Raw genomic sequence first — 16,301 nt, 5'->3', positions numbered from 1 at the left:
CAAAAGGAAGAATATGCGTTCTTCTATAAGATTCAATCCCTTTGACGATAGAAAAAAGAAACAAGAATATCACAAAAGCACTTTCCCATTCCATTTGATAGACCGGAGAGTAAAGAAATGAAGAAATAACGAATACAATCATGAATCCGAATAAAGTATCAAGTATACAAGAAAATAGTATGTATTGTTTAGAAGAAAACGATGTGAAAAACGGAACCTTTCGTATAATGAACTGAGCTAGATTTGAATACTGTTGTTGAATTCTAATTGATAGAAGTAGTGATAATAATGGATATAACATCTTCTCACCTGCATCAAAATTTAAATAGAAGGAGAACAAAGTCTCCTTCTATTGAGTCATAAAAATGAATTACCAAGCAATAACGGCTTTACGGCCTTTTTTCTTAATTTGTTTTTTAAGGTATTGACGAATAGTCTCTTTACCAGCAGCTGCAATAAGTGAAAGACCACCTGATCCTACAGCCGTTAAAATGGAGACAATTGTTGTGACAGCTCCGCCGGCTTCAACCACGTTAAGAACAACAGCAGCAACACTGCCTGGAATACCAAATTCTTTTGCTAAATCAGCAACTGGCAGCATCTGTAACGAGAAGGAAAAAAGAGCTAGCATAAGGAACCCTACTGCTAAAGCACCAAAAAGAACATGTAGTTTGATTTCATTTCTTGTTTCCGTCATATCAAATTCCTCCCTTTTTTGTCTTTTTATTACTATTCTATCTTATGATATGTTTTTGTTCATAGCAATCTTTTTTTTTCATTTTTTTCATGAATTAGTTATAGATTAATATAAAAAAGGTGAAAAGATAAGTGAGAAAAGAATCGTTTTTGATAGGATAAAACGAGTAAACATGATCGAAATTACCTTGTTTTCACAGAAGGGAAAGAAAGACTAATAGCATATAGGAAAAGAGATGCGTGCAAAAAGATCAATATCCTTTGATCAAAAGCTCCTTTCAAGATAAAATTGGAAGTATCAATCACTCTTTTGGAGACGGTTTTCTGAATATTTGATTGTTAACGCCAGGTGATGCTCAAGAATATGCAGACTTGATATTAGAAGCACTGCGATTAAATCCAGAGGGTTTTGCTATGATCTATGCAGAAGAGAATGTAGATACAAAGGGCAACTACTCGTCGCGTTGTGCTTCGGCGCAATCTATTGGACATTTGGAGCCTTTCATCAAGATCAACTGGTGGCTCGGTCACGCTCATACAAGAAACCTTGCAGCAATGAAAGCACCGCGCAAATGTGACAGCCATGCATGTAACGGTTGCTGGCCGCGGACAAGGAATAGGCAAGGCCCTGATGACGAAAGCTCTGTCCTTCGCACGAGAAAGAAAGGACTCATAGTGGTGACAACCAATCTCCTGTACAGGTCCGTTGGATTTGAGTCGTATGCTGTAGAAGAAAAAGCTTTAAATATGAATGATACATATGCAGATGAGGAAAAAATGGTTTTATTCTTATCATCGTTTGGAGGAGATAAAAGTGAAACAACAGGCCATGTGCATCACATTAGCAGCAGGACCAAATAGTGAGCTAGAATCTTTTGCCCTGCGTGCAGCATTTGAGAACTTTGGTGCTAAAGTCGATATGCATTGGATAGGCAGACCCAATGATCTGATTGATGTGTTATCTGGGAGAAATAGAAGGGAGACGGACTACCTTCTTTTATCTTTTCACGGGGACGAAGGAGCGTTTCTCATGCCGGAGTTAGGGAAAGATGTATACGAAGATGGGGAGCCTAGAGGTGCAACTTTTGGAGCGGATGAAATCAAGCGGTATGCTTCCTTAAAAGGGGTTCACGTCATATCAACCGGCTGCACACTAGGTGAGAAAAAACTTGCAGAAGCCTTTTTAGAAGCAGGTGCATTGTCCTATACAGCCCCTGATGATTACATTGATGGAGATGCGGCATTTATCTTTGTCCTGACAATGCTGTATGAGCTCATGAACAACACGAAGACGGTTAGAGCGGCTTTTGATCGAGCGAGCTCTATTGATGAAGAAACGAAATTATTTCAACTATATATGCAAAAATAATCAAAGGGCTGAGAGATCAAGCCTTTTTTTTCATCCTCTCATAATTGTGACGAAAATGTGACAATTGTGTTTTTTGCAAACTAAAAAGGGGTGATGCAAAGTCTATCCTACAAACACACGTCATCCAGGCATGGCGGCATCACGAGAGGAGAATCATTGTGTCAATAAAAGGGAAGGTCAGTCTCGTCCTATGCGGACTTGCGATCGTCATCGGTATCGCTGCGTTTTATCATAACCAGCAGGCAAGCGGGACAGAGAAGAGGAAAATAGAACCAGATGCGAGCTATAAAGAAGTTGAGATAGTCACCCTCGTGAATGACGGGAGATACATGCGATATGCTGTCAACTATCCAGTGTTTCATCAAAAAAAGCTAGATCAAGAGATGAAAAGATTTGCAGAAACAGCGCTGGACAGATTCAAAACATCATTTAGCGAAGCAAGTGATGTCGATGAAGAGAATCGCTACGAATTAAACATAGATTACGAGATCACTCATTATGCCAAGCAAACCGCTGCGATCAAATTCAATACATATGAATTGAAAGGCGGAGTAAAAGGCGCACATCAAACGAAGATGTTCAACTTTGATTTCAAGAAACAGCAATTTTTATCGATAGATGATCTATTTTTATCAAAAAAAGAAAGTCTGCAAAAACTGTCTCATATGACATTAGAGGAGTTAAAAAAAGATCGCTCTCTTGCTGAAAATCAGCATTTGCTCAAACAAGGAACGTCTCCAGCGGCGAAGCATTATCAGCATTTTGCTATCAAGGATCGTTATATCGAATTCTACTTTCCAGTTGGACAAATTGCATCAGATAAGCAAGGCCCTCAAGTGTTAGCGATTAAGAAAACACTTCTTAAAGGAATGTTAAAGCCTGAATACATCAATAAAGAAAAGAACAAAAATGAGAAAAAAGAGCCGATTCCAAAAAGAAAGATCGTGAAACTGCCAAAACAGTCAACATTCAGTCCAAGCCAAAAAGCCATTGCACTCACATTTGATGATGGGCCAAATCCATCAACGACCTCAAAAATTTTAACAGCCTTAAAAGAAAACAAAGGACATGCGACATTTTTTGTATTAGGGAGCAGGGTGCAGTATTATCCAGATATGCTGAATGAAATCCGAAAGGGTGGAAATGAAATCGGAAATCATTCCTATAACCACCCTTTACTCACAAGACTGCCATTAAAACAAGCCATCAAACAAGTAGAAGAGACGCAGCAAATCATTGAAAAAGCAGGCGGGTTCACACCGACTCACTTTAGACCGCCATATGGTGGAACAAATCAGCAAATCAACGAGGCTGTTCACATGAAAGTCACCCTTTGGGATGTAGATCCTGAAGACTGGAAATATCGAAACAGTCAGTACGTCGCCAACTACATTCTAGCGCATGCGTCTAGCGGAGAAACCGTCTTAATGCACGACATCTATGACACCTCAGCAAACGCAGCTGTCACGATTATCAAAGAATTGACCAAACAAGGGTATCAATTATTGACAGTGTCGGAGCTTGAAGAGTGGAAGGAAGAGCGTGCGAAGAAAGGTGAATTGAATATGTAATGATGATGCGAATCTTAGTGGATTCGCATCTTTTTTTAAAGTGAATCATGAAAATAAAGGGAAAATATGTTAAAGTGAGTGTGGGAGGACTTCATATGGTATTGATGAGGTTGATCAGCCTATATATGCTGACAGCGTTTGGTTTGGCTTTTATCGTAAACTATGTACCTGGTTTGATGCTGCCCATTTATATTCTTGCGATGATTGGGCTCTTTTTCTGCCTCGGTCATATTTCGTTCCATTATATTCAGCGAATCAGATACATGTTGTTTGATGAGAAGCCGTTGAAAGGAAAAGACCCAAAGTCATAAAGTTGTACCTCCTGTTTCCATCATAATCACGCAATGACCCATCCAAATCTAAAAACAAACCTCCTACTAAGATGAAGGAGGTTTATTTATTTTCTTGGTTTTTGATGATCTAACAGTTGGATGCTTTTTTCGTTCGCCTTTTTGATTTGTCTCAAAAGAGAAACGATATTTCCCGTAAATCCTATTAGGACAATAAGTGAAATGATGATGATCCACATGCTAAGGCCTCCAATAGGCTGACTAATTCCTTTTTTGCTGCCGCTTTCGTATCAAGGTTACAGTATAATGAGAATGTATTAAAATGAACAGTTCGTTCCATAAATTCGACAATTGATGTGAATGGTGAATAATTGAGGGGGATTCATTTGAAACGAGTAGACGTGGTTTCAGCTATTATTTATGACGTGAAAGAAAATATATTAATGGTCAAGAATGTAAAGGGATATTGGGAACTTCCAGGCGGTGCTGTGGAAAAAGGTGAACACTTGCAGCAGGCTGTCATCCGTGAAGTGAGAGAAGAGACAGGGTATGTAGTAAAAATAAATGAACTTCATTCGATTCGAGAAGCATTCTTTCAAGATAAAATGCATCATGCACTCATCGTGACCTTCTTTGCTGAAATCATCGGCGGGCAGATGAACATTCTAGATCCGGATCATGATATTGAAGAAGTAAAATGGGTAAGCGCTCAAGCTGCTCAAAAGCTAAATCCAAAGCTATTCAGCATGCTAAAATTAAAACAACAAACGCATGCATTTTATGAATTTGAAGGAAATAGAACAATTGGTTAAGTTGTTGGTGAATAGGTACGATGGATAGATTTTATGTTTTTGTATTATGGGCCCACAGGAGCGCCAGTAGAAAATCCGGGAGAAGAATTCCGGGAGAAGAATTAATGAAAAGTATATTCTTTCAAAAGGGTGAAGATTATTGGAAACAAGGGAATGGCGAATCTTCTATTGAGATTGAAGAAGAAGGGGAATATGAAAGTCTTGTTTTCTTTTACAATGAACCTTATGGTTTTTTTATATTGAGATATCCAGATTTTTTGGTCCCTTTTACAAAGGTTGAAAATATAGAAACAATTGAGTATTTTGTGGCAGGAGCGCCATTGTATGTGCCATCGTGCAGCTATGTAAATCGAGATGAAGCCCATCAAATCGTTCAACATTTTCTAAAGACAAAAACGATGCCTGATTTTGTTGAATGGGTAGAGTTGAGGAATATTGATTTTCAGCATATCTGTAAATAGACTTTTTTGAGACGAAGCGTATTAAGGAGAGAGAAAAGAATGCTTAATTTAGACGATACCATGCATTTACATGTAGGGTATTATAAAAACGGTTTTGATTATGAAGGGGTGTTTTATAAGAGTTTAGAATCAGAAAGATGGCTATTATTTTTTGATCATAAAAGTTACGGAATAATGCTTTTAAAGCGCTATGAAAAATACGATGATTTAGGGCTATTGATAGGGGAGTATCCTATTGAAGATGACCAAATTGAGGATGAAGGTCATAAACTATTTGAGCGTTTTTTAAAAGAAAACAGCATAGTGAAATAAATGGAGAATGTAAACATTACTTAGCCTTGGTGATGTTTTTTATTTAGAGTGAAATTTAATGTTTGCTTCTTTTTATTAATAGATTCTTTCTCTTATCAAATATGAAACAAAGGATGGTGACGAATGTGGGGGGAAGATCGTAATGACAAAATAAAAACAGACCAAACAAGGTCTGTTTTTAACTAGAAGTTGGAAAAAGTTATTTTGAAATCTGTCATCACTTCCCCTTCGCCTTCTTCCGCTTCTCCTTCTCCGCCCGATAAAACTCATGAAACATCTTCATTAACGCGCGCTTCTCAATCCGTGACACATAGCTCCGCGAAATCCCGAGCTCCTTCGCGATTTCCCGTTGCGTCTTCTCTTTCTTCAAATCAAGGCCAAACCGGCCGACGATGACTTCTTTTTCTCTACCGTCCAAGATGTCGATGTATTTTTTCACTTTTTCAAGCTCCATGTTGAGCTGGATGGTGTCGATGACGTCTTCGTTTTCTGATTTGAGGACATCGATGAGGCTGATTTCGTTACCTTCTTTATCCTGACCGATGGGGTCATGCAGAGAGACATCTTTTTTTGTTTTTTTGAGTGCGCGTAAATGCATGAGGATTTCATTATTAATGTCAAGAGGGGGGAGCGTCGTCATCCTCATATATTTCATTCGATGCTGCAGTTTCATCCAGCGTCAAGTCGTCGGTTAAATTAAGTTCTTCATATTCTGCTCTTTGTTTGTTTAGTAATTGTTTATACAGAATAAAAAATTGATTTTGAAAATCGAAAGTAATACTGTTTTGCAAATCTTTATTGAGAACTTTTTTATTCTCAATTAAACCATCTTTTGATTCTTCATATTCACCTGAATTTAATATTTTTGCTTCAAATCTTACGGGTCTTGATTTGAATTCTATAGAGAAATCAATATATTCTGATGTTTTTTTATTATCAAATCGCATACTTGCCATGGTAAAATGAAAATCTTTTTTAGTAATTGTTTTAATAAATTCGTTTTCGATTAAATTTTCGCCATCTAATAAAGCTGAATTTATACCTTGAAGTAAATCATCTAACTTTTTCTTCTGATCTTTAGAATGTCTATTTACTTTCAACTTGTTTATCTTTTTGAGTTCCCAATCAGAGTGTAGCATTTCGAAGAAATTTTTAAATAAGGAAATTTTATTATTCTCGTCGAGTTTTTCTAAGTCTATATCTGATAGGGCGAATGATACTTCTGGATTTTCTTTTTGTATATGAGTCAAAATTTCAGTAACTTTTTTATGATCACTTGCGCTTTCCAGATTAAAATCGAGACTTGTGAAAGATTTATGAGTGTTAACTTTAACAGGTATTCTTCTTTCAGTTGAATCTAATAAATCTATCATCCCTGGCTTTGATTCTGTATAGGTAATTTCAAATTCCCATGTATCATCATTATTATCAAATAAAACCACTGATGTGTCATCATTTCCTAAATTTTTTCCTACGATTTCTGATATACTATTTTTCAAATCATCTACCTTTTCACTATCAATATAATATCTGCTAGATTTAATGAAATTAATTTCACCATCTAATCTCTGTTTCAAGTCTAAATATGTTTCTTTTGAAAAATAGAAATTCACCCCTACACGTGCATAGTCATCTTTAGAAAAGCCACTTACTAAAACACCTCTATTTCTTAAGTATTCAAATATATCTTTCCAATGCATATAGTTTTTCATTGCTTTGAATAGATTGGTTTTTTCCGGATATCTATTTAATTGCATGGATTTTACTCCTTATAAATTAGATTTTCAGGTGGTTTCTTTAAATCAATCATATAGTCGAATTCAATTTTTATTTTAGAATTGCTATTTTGCTCTTTTTCATTTTTAAATTGCTGTAATTGTGTACGATATTCTCTCTGCTCACCATAAATATGAATAACAAGCCGTTGAGTATCGTCTTCAATTTGATAAGGCGTTATACATTTATCCATAAATCTCAGTTCTTCAATAGTAGGTTCAGCAAAGAAAAATACATGACTCGAATTAACCGTGAATTGATGATCTAAAAGTGTTATCGAACTTTTCCCTTTGGCAAAAATATAATCCGAGAACATGTGGGTAATGTTTAGTTGTTGTTGCCTCTTAACTGTTGTGAGACCGTTACTAAAATAATCCCCTGGGAAAAAGAATTCTATTTTCTCACCTTTAGTACGAATATCTTTAATTTTTAATAATATAGAGCACCATCTCAGTATTTCTTTATTAGAAGCAACGTATATGGTCAGTGGTCTCCTTCTTTTTGCTATCTTTAATTCGCTTAAGTATTTTTGAAATTCATTTTCGTCAAACTTTTCAGGTTCATTACACCATATCATCAGTAATCCCTCATTGAGGTTTTTGCATCCAAAATCATTAATTATGGATGGGGCTGTTCTTGCACATTCTATTGTGTTTGATAATTGTTTAACAAAACTTTGCAATGTAGTTGTGGAAATGCCATCCCATTTTCTTTCTTTCGATTCTACTAATACATCACTAGTACTGCTTTTATAGGGATCAAAATAAGAAAGCAGCAAATCTATGCCATGTGGATTTTTTCTGTTTTTGTCGTTAGTTCCATGTTTAGGTTTATTGGAGCAGGCAATATCAAAATTAGCATCAGCTTTTTGCTCCCAACCAAATTGTTTTAAAATATTTAGAGTTTGTGTAGTCCAACGATCTCCTTGAACTTGTTGTCCTTCTGACATTTTATTCACCTTCAATTAGATTCAATATTTTTTCCTCTAAATTTTCTAAAGCAACTCTTGAAAAACTTTCGTATTTCAATTCTATCTGCCCTGAAATAAAATTAATTCCTAGTTCGCACATTTCTTTCTGATAAAAAACTTTGAAATTCATACTTATAGGATTTTTTTTTAATTTATTAATAATTTTAAGAGCATCAAAGTTATTGTGAAATTCTAGAGTTATAGCATTTAGAGAAGTATCAAGTAAATTGATATTTGAAAATGTTACTTCACTAATAGTCATCTCCAGTTCTGAAAAGTGGTTGTATATTTGATTAAAAGTGAACTCCCAATTAATTAAAGTATTAGATGAAATTTCAAAGATATGCTTTTCAGCACTTAAACAAACTTTTTTTTCGCCAAAAATAATAATGCAATTAAACTTTATTAAAATTAATATTTGTGCAGAATACATTCTTGAGAATTTCTTTGTTTCAAGATTTTGAGTATTTTCGTCATAGAATAGTTCATATGAGTCAAAAAATTTAACAAAGGTGTATCTTATAAAATCCGAAAAATGTTCTACATCCTTTACTTCAAATTTATTTTTTGGCATAGAGTTGAAATCCTCAAAAAAACTTTGGATTTTTTTTATTGAGGTATTATCTATTTTTTTAAATATATAAAGCATTATCCCCATTTCCTTCCTCAGAAAACTGTTAATGGGTTAAATTCTCTAAATGCACAAGTATATAATAACCCAAAAATCCATATTATGTTTATTTTCGACAAAAGTAGACAAATTTATGATTTATTAGATGCGGTAAAAGTCACAAAACGTTCGGTAGCGAATTCATGTGTAACATTAAAAAGTGCTGCTATTTCATTTATGAAATTATTATACGGCTGAATAGCTTTTATTTTTCTAAGCATAAATGTCGGAATACAAAACTTATATGCAAAACGCTTCGCCTGCATTTCCTGCAGCTCTCTAAACAGTGGGGGCATAATCAGTTGATTCCCTTCATGTCTTAGCGCATGACAAAGTTCATGACCAAAATCTTGCCACTGTTCCTGAGGGCTGAGGCGATTATCAATGATAATAGTTCCAGCATAGTACCGGCTGCTGATGTTTAAGAATTCGACTTTTAAATTGGAGCGGTAGGCGATGTCTAATAGATCAAGTTCTGATGGATTTTTAATGTTGATTTGATGATAGAATGCTTCGATCCAGTCATCTAAGTGTGTTGTGTTTTTTGGCAAAATACGTTCCAACTTAAGCAACTCCTTATAAAAATATTAGAACGAATGTTCTGTTTTGGGTTAATAAAAAAAGCCTTTTTGTAGGCTTCTATAAAAGTGTTTAATGTATTATTTTTTGTTTTTAATGAACTCCCAAAACTGAATTAATTCCTCAATCTTATCATCGGGTGCATCTTTAAGATCTTTAAAGAAAAGTTGTGTTTTCGGATTTAAGAGCTCTTTCCACATCTCCTCATCTGATGCCTCAAATTCTCTCCCTGTTATTAAGAAATCTATACTCACATTGTAGAACTGAGCTATTTTTTCTAATGTATCATAATCAGGCTCATTATCTCCCGTTTCATATCTTGCATAAGTTGCTCTATTGATACCTAATCTTTCCGAAAGAGCTTGTTGAGAGAGCTTAGGTCTATGATTATTTCTTAGTTTTTTTAACCGCTCACTTAATCCAGTCATATTAAAACCCCTGACATAAAAATCTTAGTTTATATGTAATTTGTTGTTTAGTTCATTATAAGTGATAATAGGTCACAATTAAATTTTTGTGATAAAAAAACACAAAAAGGGTTGATTGTGATGATATAACACATTATAATTGTGATGAAAGATCACAATGTGGAGGTGATTTAGTGAAATCCAATCAATGGTTAAAAGATTTTAGAGCGAGTAAAAGTCTCAAACAGTATGAAGTGGCAAGGGAAGCAGGTATTGATAGGTCTTATTATACCAAGATTGAGAATGGTCAAACCCCAAGTGTTAGAGTTGCCAAGGTTTTAGGCAATATTCTAGATTTTGAATGGACAAAATTTTTTAATCATAATTGTGATGATACATCACAAAATGAATAGGAGATGTAGCCAATTGAAAATAACCGTCACAAAAGGCCCTCTATTTCATCAAGCAGAAGCCAGGGCTTATAAGTACCTAAGCGGCATCTTAATTAAACGAATGAAAGAGCATCAAGAAAAAGTTGAAAGAGAAAAGAAAGAATTAGTTGCTTCTTCATCATGATACCCATTTAAAAATTTTCTAGCTGTTCTAACTTGGAAAAAGTTCTTAACCAGAACAAAGGGGGTGAGGAAGTTGAGGTTGGGGGTAGTGCTCCGACAAGCAAGAAAAAGAGCTGGGATGTCCCAAGAGAAGCTCGCTGAATTGTTAAGTCGCTCAAGGAGCTGTATATCAAAATTTGAGAACGATCAAAAGATGCTTGATGTTCCTACATATGTGCGGTGGATGGAGGCGACAAATGCAAAAGAAGCCATGATCGCAACCTTATGTGGTGTCGATCCACTTGCGGTCACGCAGCAAATTACAGCCATTATGGCTTTGTTTGGAGGATGAAGATGAGAAAAGCGATTTTCAAGAGTATTGATCATGAAGGGATAACAGCTGAAATGATCTGTATTGAACAACTACAAAAAAGATTAATGAAAGCATTAGAGAGTGCTGATACAAATACGGCATTAGCAGCTCACAAAGATATTGCTAAATCATTAAACCAAATTCAGTGTTACGAAAGCCAAGCTAAAGTTCATTTATTAAAACAGGCTGCGAAGATTACAAAAATCAAATATCCAAAATCACTAAAAAATAGATTGAGAGGATTGATTTAGATGAAGTATTTGTTCACAGCAAGTCGCTTAATGAAGGCGAAAGATATCGTGAAACAATGTCAGATGCGTCATACAGAGGAAGGGCTCATTTTATTAGCCGCTCTGGAATTACAGATCAGAACGGAAATAGAAAACAGAAAAAAGCAGCAAGCTCCGACACTTACTGCTTAAATCATTTCAAACCATGAATAACAAAATGATCGATCTCATTATAGCGTTATTTAGAGATCACGACAAGGCTTATTCTTGTCGTCCGGCTTGCGGATGGGACAGTGCACACCTACCCCCTCAAATCATGCTCCATCCGCGGTCGGACGATGCGAATAAGCATCAAATAATGTGTTAGGGAGGAAAGAAGTCTTGAGAACTAAACCAGTTATTAAACCTTTCAGTGAGAGACAGTCTGATCAGTTCTATCTATCACAAGTGAATGGATCAATTGTGATGACTAACAAAGGTAAGCCAATGTTCCAATTTCCTGATAAACAAGCCTTTGAGAAATTTCAACAACTAAAGGCAGATGCGATCCGCTCAAAGTTAGAGATTTCATGATTTTCATATCAAACAGAAGAGGAGGGAAGAAGATGAATATTGAGCATCCGATCATCACAGAGATTAACAGATATGGCTATCCAAAAGATATGGTGAGGCAAGAAGAACACTTTGGAATTGATTTTTATGGGTCAGAAATTTTGCTAGAAGATGACTATGTTGAGGATAAAAATTCGGGTGAACTGATCTTGCGAGAAAATTTAGAACGATATCTTGCAGAGGAGCTTGATTTTGAATTTAAAACAGCAAAATAAAAGAGCTCACTCCCACAAGTGAACTCATCTAAATAACCAGACACAGAATATGGTGTCAACCACTATTATAAGCAGGTTGGCACCTAAATTCAATGGGGGTTTCTTATATGAATGGATTGTCAAATGTTGATTACTCAAACTATATGGCAGGTTCTCAGCAATCAGCAGGAACTTCAGTAACAACAGAAGCTATGATTAGTCGGCAGGCACAGGAAGTACAAGCAGCTATGGTCATAGCAAAGAAGTTTCCAAGAGACGTTTATGCTGCTTTTGAACGAATCAAGAAAGCATGTGAGCGTAGGCTATTAGCTGAGAATGCTGTCTATGAATATCCACGAGGTGGCACAAAGGTATCAGGTCCTTCAATTCGTCTTGCTGAAGCTTTGGCACAGAATTGGGGGAACATTGATTACGGAATCATGGAACTTGAACAAAAAGCGGGAGAATCTTCTGTTATGGCTTATGCATGGGATCTTGAAACCAATACTCGTCAGACCAAAATATTTACGGTAAAGCATGAACGAAAAGCAAAAGGAGCCATTACAAAACTCAATGATCCAAGAGATATTTATGAACTTGTGGCTAATCTAGGCGCACGTCGGGTTCGTGCATGCATTCTTGGAGTGATACCAGGAGACATTGTTGATGCCGCGGTTGATATGTGTCAAAGAACGCTGATTAGTGGTCATAAAGAGCCTTTAGAAGACCGTTTAAGAAAAGCATTAACAACATTTAAATCTGATTTTGGTGTTACGAAGGAAATGATCGAGGAATATGTCGGTAGCAAATTGGATGCATTTACTGAACAGGATTACCTCAAAATAGGACGCATCTATACTTCACTTCGTGATGGAATGGCAAAGAAAGAGGACTATTTCAACGTCAAAACTTCAGGTGCTACTAATGCCACAAAATCCAAAATCGAAGAAGAGTTTCTAAAGCAGCAGGAACAAAAAGAAAGTGCTGAAAAGGCTGGTGAGCCAGCAAATGATCATTCCGACAATCAACAAGGAGAACTATTACTCTAACGAGATCGATCAAGTTTATATGTCAAATTCTCAATATAAGAGTTTCTTAGAATGTGAGGCGGCTACAATGGCAAAACTCAATGGTGAGTGGCAGCCGCCGTCCTCTGAGGCTCTACTCTTTGGTCAATATGTTCATGCCTGGCTTGAAGGAGAGCAGGCCTTTGATGAATTTAAGATGAACACACCTGCTCTATTTACACAAAAGGGCCAGCTTTATAAACAATATCAATTGGCTGATCTCATGATTGAAGCTATACAGAATGACGACTTGTGCATGTTTGTTCTTCAAGGAGATAAAGAAGTGATTATCACAGGTGAACTGTTCGGAGTGCTCTGGAAAGGAAAACTCGATGTGTACAACCCAGCAGGTGGCCGCTTTGCTGATCTTAAAACAACTCGTTCTCTCAGGGAAAGAATATGGGATCAAGAGCTCGGCTATTGTTCATTTGTAGAAGCCTATGGATATATTGCTCAAATGGCTCTCTATGCGGAATTAGAAAGACAGGAAGCAGGACGTAGTGAATGGTTAGAGCCTTTGATTGTGGCCATATCAAAAGAAGATCCACCAGATAAAGCAGTTATCAATATTGATGAGTCAAGGATGGAAATCGAGTTAGAGGATATAGAAAAAAATATGGAGCGGATCGTTCAGGTTAAGCATGGTGGAGAAAGACCGAGAAGGTGTGAAAAGTGTAAGTATTGTCGATCTACAAATCGTCTTAACCGGATCATCCATTTTTCTGAGCTGGTAAACAGCTAATGAGGGAGAAGCTAATCATTAAAGTTCCTATTCCGTTTGTATACCTGTCTTTATCTAAATCAAGTCGTAATCAAGCTGCGTTATTTAGAGCATATGTAAAGGGTTATATCCAAAGAAATGAGACAGGTCTTACTTTTATTAGGATCAGTGGAATGTACGCTCTATGTGAGATTAAAAGGCCGTAACTGACGGTGTTGGAGAGGAGGAAGTTATTTGTCTACTGGATGGGTAAAACTGCATCGAAAAATTTTAGAACACGAATTATGGAATGACGTGACTACTTTTAGACTGTTCACTTTATTAGTTATGAAAGCAAGTCATCAAGATGGCTTCAAAATGAATGGAGTTGTATTAAATAAGGGCCAGTACATAAGATCGTACTCAAAACTATGTGAGGACCTCGCTTATAAAGAAGGAAGAGGGCTAAAAAAGCTGTCTAAAAGTACAATTATGCGTTCAATTAAGAAACTTGTTATGAACAACATCATCACTGTTAGCGAAACGGAACTAGGAACACTATTCACCATTGTGAAATACGAGTCATATCAAGAGTTTTCGAATGATCACGAAACAGAACCCAGAACGGAAGAAGAACCTATCGCAGAACGAAGACGGAACGAAAGCGGTACGAAGTCGGAACTATATCAAGAATTAAAGAATTTAAGAATTAAAGAAGAAGAGGAAAAGAGAGCCTCAGTAGAAAATGATCTAACTCCTTTCCAGCAAATCGAAGAAAAGTACTTATCACGAAAAGGTGGGTTGATGTTAACACCAAAAGATTCAGCTGCCATTGAAAGGATTCTCAAGGAGCGAATCCCACTTGAAGAAATATTGGTGTGGATCGACGAGGTATTTGATCAATATCAACCAAAGCATAGAGCAGATAGTATTAAATCATTTGCATACCTGGAATCAGCGATTCTTGATCGTTGGCATGCTAAACAAAAGCCACCTAATAATGTTTCAGAATTTAAGCGTAAACCACAAAAGCATAGCAATTGGACACCCAAAGGAGTGAAGAAGGATGCAGAGTATGGGGGATACCTTAAAGGCGTTGGAGAAAGCCAATCCACATCTAGCGCAGAAGTTGAAAGACTCGAAGCGCTTGCCCGTGAAAAGGGCCTCTCAGGAAAGATACGAGACACTCACTGTGATTTCTAAACAACATTGCATGTATGGGAAATGCGATGGGGCGGGGTTGATATGGATTATTGATCATGAGGAAAACAAAGAATTTATGGAAGAGTGTCCATGCAAAGAAGTGAAAAAGCTCTCAAATAGGCTTATGAGCGCAAGACTACCAGAAGAGTTCAAAGACGCTTCTCTAAACTCTTTTGATATCAATGTTTACGACAAACCCGAATCCAAAGAGCGAGCAGCCAATGCGAAACGGGTTGCTAAAAATTATATTTTGAAATTTGAAAAGATGCGGGAGCTTGGAAAAGGTTTGTATTTCTTTAGTAAAGAGAAAGGCAGCGGAAAGACAAGGCTTGCTGCTAGTATTCTTCATGCGATAACCAAAACTCATGACACGGTTTATGACAAAGAAACCAAAAAGTACAAACCACTTAAAATCATCTATTCGTCTACAGCTGATTTAATCGGAGAAATAAAAAGCACGTTTGATAGCGAATCGAAAGTGAAGAGTACTGACATTATGGATGCTGTCAAGACAGCTGATCTTGTTGTCCTAGATGATATTGGAGTAGAAAACGTAACTGGTTTTGTTGAAGAAACATTCACTCGTATTCTTGATTACCGACTTCAAAACAAGAAGCCTACAATTCTTACAAGCAATTTAAGTATAGACGAACTTGACACAGTCTATAAAAGTGGTCGGATCAGTAGCAGGATTGAAAAATTGGCTTTCCCTGTGATTATGCCAAATGAAAAGATTCGTAAAAAGATAGCGCAAAAAGAAAATGAAGAACTGCTTTTGGAACTATACGAGTAAAGGGGAAGGGAAGATGTGTAATACCTGCAATGACAAGAAAATCATCATAGGTAAAACGTCATTTATGGCTGGCTACTACCCTTGCCCTGAATGTAACCATACAGGGCGCAAACAGAGCCTAAAACCAATCATCGAGCAATTAAATCAAATGTTAGTCGAAGCCAGAACTATGAAATGAGGAATGAATATGTCAAATATTAATAGCAAACAGCGTCGTGAGAACCTTTTAAGCGAATTAACTCGTATTGGATATTTAGCTAGTTTGGACAAGAACCCTGAAAATTTATCACTCTATGAACTTGAAATGCTTGTCATCTCTTTCAAGAGTCAACGTGGCAATAGGGTGATAACATATAACGCCAGGATGGAGGCATCTGAATGAAGATAGCATTCACCATTTACGCAGAGCCGGTTGCACAGGGAAGACCTCGGGCTACGACTGTAAATGGCATGACAAGGTTGTATGATCCGAAAAAATCAAGAGATTTTAAGTCTTATGTGAAGCTGGCTGCAAGTGATCATCGTCCGGATCAGCTCCTCACAGGACCACTTGAATTGAAGGTGAAAGTCTATAAATCATTATTGAAAAGCTTCAGCAAGAAAAAGGCCGCAGAAGCTGAAAGAGGCGAGCTGAGACCAGCTAAGAAGCCGGATGTTGATAA

At 36.6% G+C, this 16,301-nt stretch carries 25 protein-coding genes and 2 pseudogenes; 19 read left to right on the top strand and 8 right to left on the bottom strand.

Translation table 11 applies throughout. The features are described 5' to 3' along the window. Nucleotides 1-370 precede the first annotated feature (370 nt). Complete coding sequence (locus R0K30_RS15135; protein ID WP_099726571.1) at nucleotides 371-697, bottom strand: uberolysin/carnocyclin family circular bacteriocin; 327 nt, start codon at nucleotides 695-697, stop codon at nucleotides 371-373. A gap of 335 nt (nucleotides 698-1,032) precedes the next feature. On the opposite strand from R0K30_RS15135, the gene R0K30_RS24070 reads away from it, so the two are divergent. The 4 genes from R0K30_RS24070 (at nucleotide 1,033) to R0K30_RS15115 (ending at nucleotide 3,947) form a co-directional block, all read left to right on the top strand. Beyond that, nucleotides 1,033-1,557, top strand: a complete 525-nt coding sequence (locus R0K30_RS24070; protein ID WP_441296451.1) for a GNAT family N-acetyltransferase — start codon at nucleotides 1,033-1,035, stop codon at nucleotides 1,555-1,557. Further along, nucleotides 1,526-2,065 (top strand): delta-aminolevulinic acid dehydratase, encoded by a 540-nt coding sequence (locus R0K30_RS15125; RefSeq protein ID WP_099726781.1) that lies wholly within the window; start codon nucleotides 1,526-1,528, stop codon nucleotides 2,063-2,065. Before R0K30_RS24070 ends, R0K30_RS15125 begins: the two co-directional genes overlap by 32 nt. A gap of 158 nt (nucleotides 2,066-2,223) precedes the next feature. Then, nucleotides 2,224-3,636 (top strand): polysaccharide deacetylase family protein, encoded by a 1,413-nt coding sequence (locus tag R0K30_RS15120; protein WP_410611507.1) that lies wholly within the window; start codon nucleotides 2,224-2,226, stop codon nucleotides 3,634-3,636. Nucleotides 3,637-3,731: 95 nt separating this feature from the next. Then, nucleotides 3,732-3,947: a hypothetical protein gene (locus R0K30_RS15115; RefSeq protein WP_099726573.1), complete on the top strand. Its 216-nt coding sequence runs from the start codon at nucleotides 3,732-3,734 to the stop codon at nucleotides 3,945-3,947. A gap of 86 nt (nucleotides 3,948-4,033) precedes the next feature. Here the strand turns inward: R0K30_RS15115 and R0K30_RS15110 are convergent, their stop codons facing one another. Then, on the bottom strand, nucleotides 4,034-4,165 hold the full coding sequence (locus R0K30_RS15110) for a hypothetical protein (RefSeq protein WP_257213622.1): 132 nt from the start codon (nucleotides 4,163-4,165) through the stop codon (nucleotides 4,034-4,036). Between the two features lie 147 nt (nucleotides 4,166-4,312). Between R0K30_RS15110 and R0K30_RS15105 the strand changes: the two genes are divergently transcribed. The 3 genes and pseudogenes from R0K30_RS15105 (at nucleotide 4,313) to R0K30_RS15095 (ending at nucleotide 5,511) form a co-directional block, all read left to right on the top strand. Further along, a complete protein-coding gene (locus tag R0K30_RS15105) occupies nucleotides 4,313-4,738 on the top strand; it encodes an NUDIX hydrolase (protein WP_230030422.1) in 426 nt (141 codons plus the stop codon). A gap of 33 nt (nucleotides 4,739-4,771) precedes the next feature. Then, a pseudogene (locus R0K30_RS15100) lies at nucleotides 4,772-5,199 on the top strand (Imm1 family immunity protein). Between the two features lie 39 nt (nucleotides 5,200-5,238). Continuing rightward, the gene (locus R0K30_RS15095) at nucleotides 5,239-5,511 is read left to right on the top strand and encodes a DUF3986 family protein (RefSeq protein ID WP_180275481.1); all 273 of its coding nucleotides are present in this window, start codon (nucleotides 5,239-5,241) and stop codon (nucleotides 5,509-5,511) included. 217 nt (nucleotides 5,512-5,728) lie between these two features. Here the strand turns inward: R0K30_RS15095 and R0K30_RS15090 are convergent. The 6 genes and pseudogenes from R0K30_RS15090 to R0K30_RS15065 form a co-directional block, all read right to left on the bottom strand. Beyond that, nucleotides 5,729-6,127, bottom strand: a pseudogene (locus tag R0K30_RS15090) (sigma-70 family RNA polymerase sigma factor); the annotation flags it as partial. 1 nt (nucleotide 6,128) lies between these two features. Next, the gene (locus R0K30_RS15085) at nucleotides 6,129-7,268 is read right to left on the bottom strand and encodes a hypothetical protein (RefSeq protein WP_410611503.1); all 1,140 of its coding nucleotides are present in this window, start codon (nucleotides 7,266-7,268) and stop codon (nucleotides 6,129-6,131) included. 5 nt (nucleotides 7,269-7,273) lie between these two features. Continuing rightward, nucleotides 7,274-8,236, bottom strand: a complete 963-nt coding sequence (locus tag R0K30_RS15080) for a PD-(D/E)XK nuclease domain-containing protein (protein WP_410611501.1) — start codon at nucleotides 8,234-8,236, stop codon at nucleotides 7,274-7,276. A gap of 1 nt (nucleotide 8,237) precedes the next feature. Further along, nucleotides 8,238-8,915, bottom strand: coding sequence for a hypothetical protein (locus R0K30_RS15075; protein ID WP_410611499.1), 678 nt, complete (start codon nucleotides 8,913-8,915; stop codon nucleotides 8,238-8,240). 104 nt (nucleotides 8,916-9,019) lie between these two features. Then, nucleotides 9,020-9,490 carry an ImmA/IrrE family metallo-endopeptidase gene (locus tag R0K30_RS15070; protein WP_410611497.1) on the bottom strand — a complete coding sequence of 157 codons (471 nt, stop codon included), beginning with the start codon at nucleotides 9,488-9,490 and terminating at the stop codon, nucleotides 9,020-9,022. Between the two features lie 96 nt (nucleotides 9,491-9,586). Next, entirely contained in the window at nucleotides 9,587-9,934 is a 348-nt protein-coding gene (locus R0K30_RS15065) for a helix-turn-helix domain-containing protein (RefSeq protein ID WP_047947373.1), read from the bottom strand. A gap of 173 nt (nucleotides 9,935-10,107) precedes the next feature. Between R0K30_RS15065 and R0K30_RS15060 the strand changes: the two genes are divergently transcribed. The 12 genes from R0K30_RS15060 to R0K30_RS15005 form a co-directional block, all read left to right on the top strand. Then, nucleotides 10,108-10,326 carry a helix-turn-helix transcriptional regulator gene (locus R0K30_RS15060; RefSeq protein ID WP_047947372.1) on the top strand — a complete coding sequence of 73 codons (219 nt, stop codon included), beginning with the start codon at nucleotides 10,108-10,110 and terminating at the stop codon, nucleotides 10,324-10,326. Nucleotides 10,327-10,339: 13 nt separating this feature from the next. After that, on the top strand, nucleotides 10,340-10,489 hold the full coding sequence (locus R0K30_RS15055; protein ID WP_181185473.1) for a hypothetical protein: 150 nt from the start codon (nucleotides 10,340-10,342) through the stop codon (nucleotides 10,487-10,489). Between the two features lie 63 nt (nucleotides 10,490-10,552). Next, on the top strand, nucleotides 10,553-10,819 hold the full coding sequence (locus R0K30_RS15050) for a helix-turn-helix domain-containing protein (RefSeq protein ID WP_223254150.1): 267 nt from the start codon (nucleotides 10,553-10,555) through the stop codon (nucleotides 10,817-10,819). 2 nt (nucleotides 10,820-10,821) lie between these two features. Continuing rightward, entirely contained in the window at nucleotides 10,822-11,091 is a 270-nt protein-coding gene (locus R0K30_RS15045; RefSeq protein WP_410611493.1) for a hypothetical protein, read from the top strand. Further along, the gene (locus tag R0K30_RS15040; protein WP_155267116.1) at nucleotides 11,092-11,262 is read left to right on the top strand and encodes a hypothetical protein; all 171 of its coding nucleotides are present in this window, start codon (nucleotides 11,092-11,094) and stop codon (nucleotides 11,260-11,262) included. A 189-nt stretch (nucleotides 11,263-11,451) separates the two neighbouring features. Continuing rightward, complete coding sequence (locus R0K30_RS15035; RefSeq protein WP_025092874.1) at nucleotides 11,452-11,643, top strand: hypothetical protein; 192 nt, start codon at nucleotides 11,452-11,454, stop codon at nucleotides 11,641-11,643. Nucleotides 11,644-11,675: 32 nt separating this feature from the next. Then, the gene (locus R0K30_RS15030) at nucleotides 11,676-11,897 is read left to right on the top strand and encodes a YqaI family protein (RefSeq protein ID WP_025092875.1); all 222 of its coding nucleotides are present in this window, start codon (nucleotides 11,676-11,678) and stop codon (nucleotides 11,895-11,897) included. Nucleotides 11,898-12,004: 107 nt separating this feature from the next. Then, entirely contained in the window at nucleotides 12,005-12,925 is a 921-nt protein-coding gene (locus tag R0K30_RS15025) for a hypothetical protein (protein ID WP_410611489.1), read from the top strand. Next, on the top strand, nucleotides 12,885-13,685 hold the full coding sequence (locus R0K30_RS15020) for a PD-(D/E)XK nuclease-like domain-containing protein (protein ID WP_081105436.1): 801 nt from the start codon (nucleotides 12,885-12,887) through the stop codon (nucleotides 13,683-13,685). The genes R0K30_RS15025 and R0K30_RS15020 overlap by 41 nt, the downstream gene beginning before the upstream one ends. A 213-nt stretch (nucleotides 13,686-13,898) precedes the next feature. Continuing rightward, entirely contained in the window at nucleotides 13,899-14,846 is a 948-nt protein-coding gene (locus tag R0K30_RS15015; RefSeq protein ID WP_189318748.1) for a hypothetical protein, read from the top strand. Then, nucleotides 14,836-15,639 carry an ATP-binding protein gene (locus tag R0K30_RS15010; RefSeq protein ID WP_189293841.1) on the top strand — a complete coding sequence of 268 codons (804 nt, stop codon included), beginning with the start codon at nucleotides 14,836-14,838 and terminating at the stop codon, nucleotides 15,637-15,639. The genes R0K30_RS15015 and R0K30_RS15010 overlap by 11 nt, the downstream gene beginning before the upstream one ends. Before the next feature lie 378 nt (nucleotides 15,640-16,017). Beyond that, the coding region (locus R0K30_RS15005) for a RusA family crossover junction endodeoxyribonuclease (RefSeq protein ID WP_410611486.1) at nucleotides 16,018-16,301 on the top strand (284 nt) is incomplete at its 3' end.

The organism is Bacillus sp. SIMBA_154, from assembly GCF_046536015.1.
Lineage (GTDB): Bacteria > Bacillota > Bacilli > Bacillales > Bacillaceae > Bacillus > Bacillus pumilus_P.
This window is presented reverse-complemented; position numbering and strand designations above follow the sequence as displayed.

Excerpts from the sequence above, each read along its gene's own strand:
- R0K30_RS15040 (WP_155267116.1), top strand. The coding sequence starts at position 11,092 with ATGAAGTATTTGTTCACAGCAAGTCGCTTAATGAAGGCGAAAGATATC.
- R0K30_RS15135 (WP_099726571.1), bottom strand. The coding sequence starts at position 697 with ATGACGGAAACAAGAAATGAAATCAAACTACATGTTCTTTTTGGTGCT.
- R0K30_RS15080 (WP_410611501.1), bottom strand. The coding sequence starts at position 8,236 with ATGTCAGAAGGACAACAAGTTCAAGGAGATCGTTGGACTACACAAACT.
- R0K30_RS15095 (WP_180275481.1), top strand. The coding sequence starts at position 5,239 with ATGCTTAATTTAGACGATACCATGCATTTACATGTAGGGTATTATAAA.
- R0K30_RS15025 (WP_410611489.1), top strand. The coding sequence starts at position 12,005 with ATGAATGGATTGTCAAATGTTGATTACTCAAACTATATGGCAGGTTCT.
- R0K30_RS15125 (WP_099726781.1), top strand. The coding sequence starts at position 1,526 with ATGTGCATCACATTAGCAGCAGGACCAAATAGTGAGCTAGAATCTTTT.
- R0K30_RS15075 (WP_410611499.1), bottom strand. The coding sequence starts at position 8,915 with ATGGGGATAATGCTTTATATATTTAAAAAAATAGATAATACCTCAATA.
- R0K30_RS15115 (WP_099726573.1), top strand. The coding sequence starts at position 3,732 with ATGGTATTGATGAGGTTGATCAGCCTATATATGCTGACAGCGTTTGGT.
- R0K30_RS15020 (WP_081105436.1), top strand. The coding sequence starts at position 12,885 with ATGATCATTCCGACAATCAACAAGGAGAACTATTACTCTAACGAGATC.
- R0K30_RS15085 (WP_410611503.1), bottom strand. The coding sequence starts at position 7,268 with ATGCAATTAAATAGATATCCGGAAAAAACCAATCTATTCAAAGCAATG.
- R0K30_RS15065 (WP_047947373.1), bottom strand. The coding sequence starts at position 9,934 with ATGACTGGATTAAGTGAGCGGTTAAAAAAACTAAGAAATAATCATAGA.
- R0K30_RS15045 (WP_410611493.1), top strand. The coding sequence starts at position 10,822 with ATGAGAAAAGCGATTTTCAAGAGTATTGATCATGAAGGGATAACAGCT.
- R0K30_RS15030 (WP_025092875.1), top strand. The coding sequence starts at position 11,676 with ATGAATATTGAGCATCCGATCATCACAGAGATTAACAGATATGGCTAT.
- R0K30_RS15110 (WP_257213622.1), bottom strand. The coding sequence starts at position 4,165 with ATGTGGATCATCATCATTTCACTTATTGTCCTAATAGGATTTACGGGA.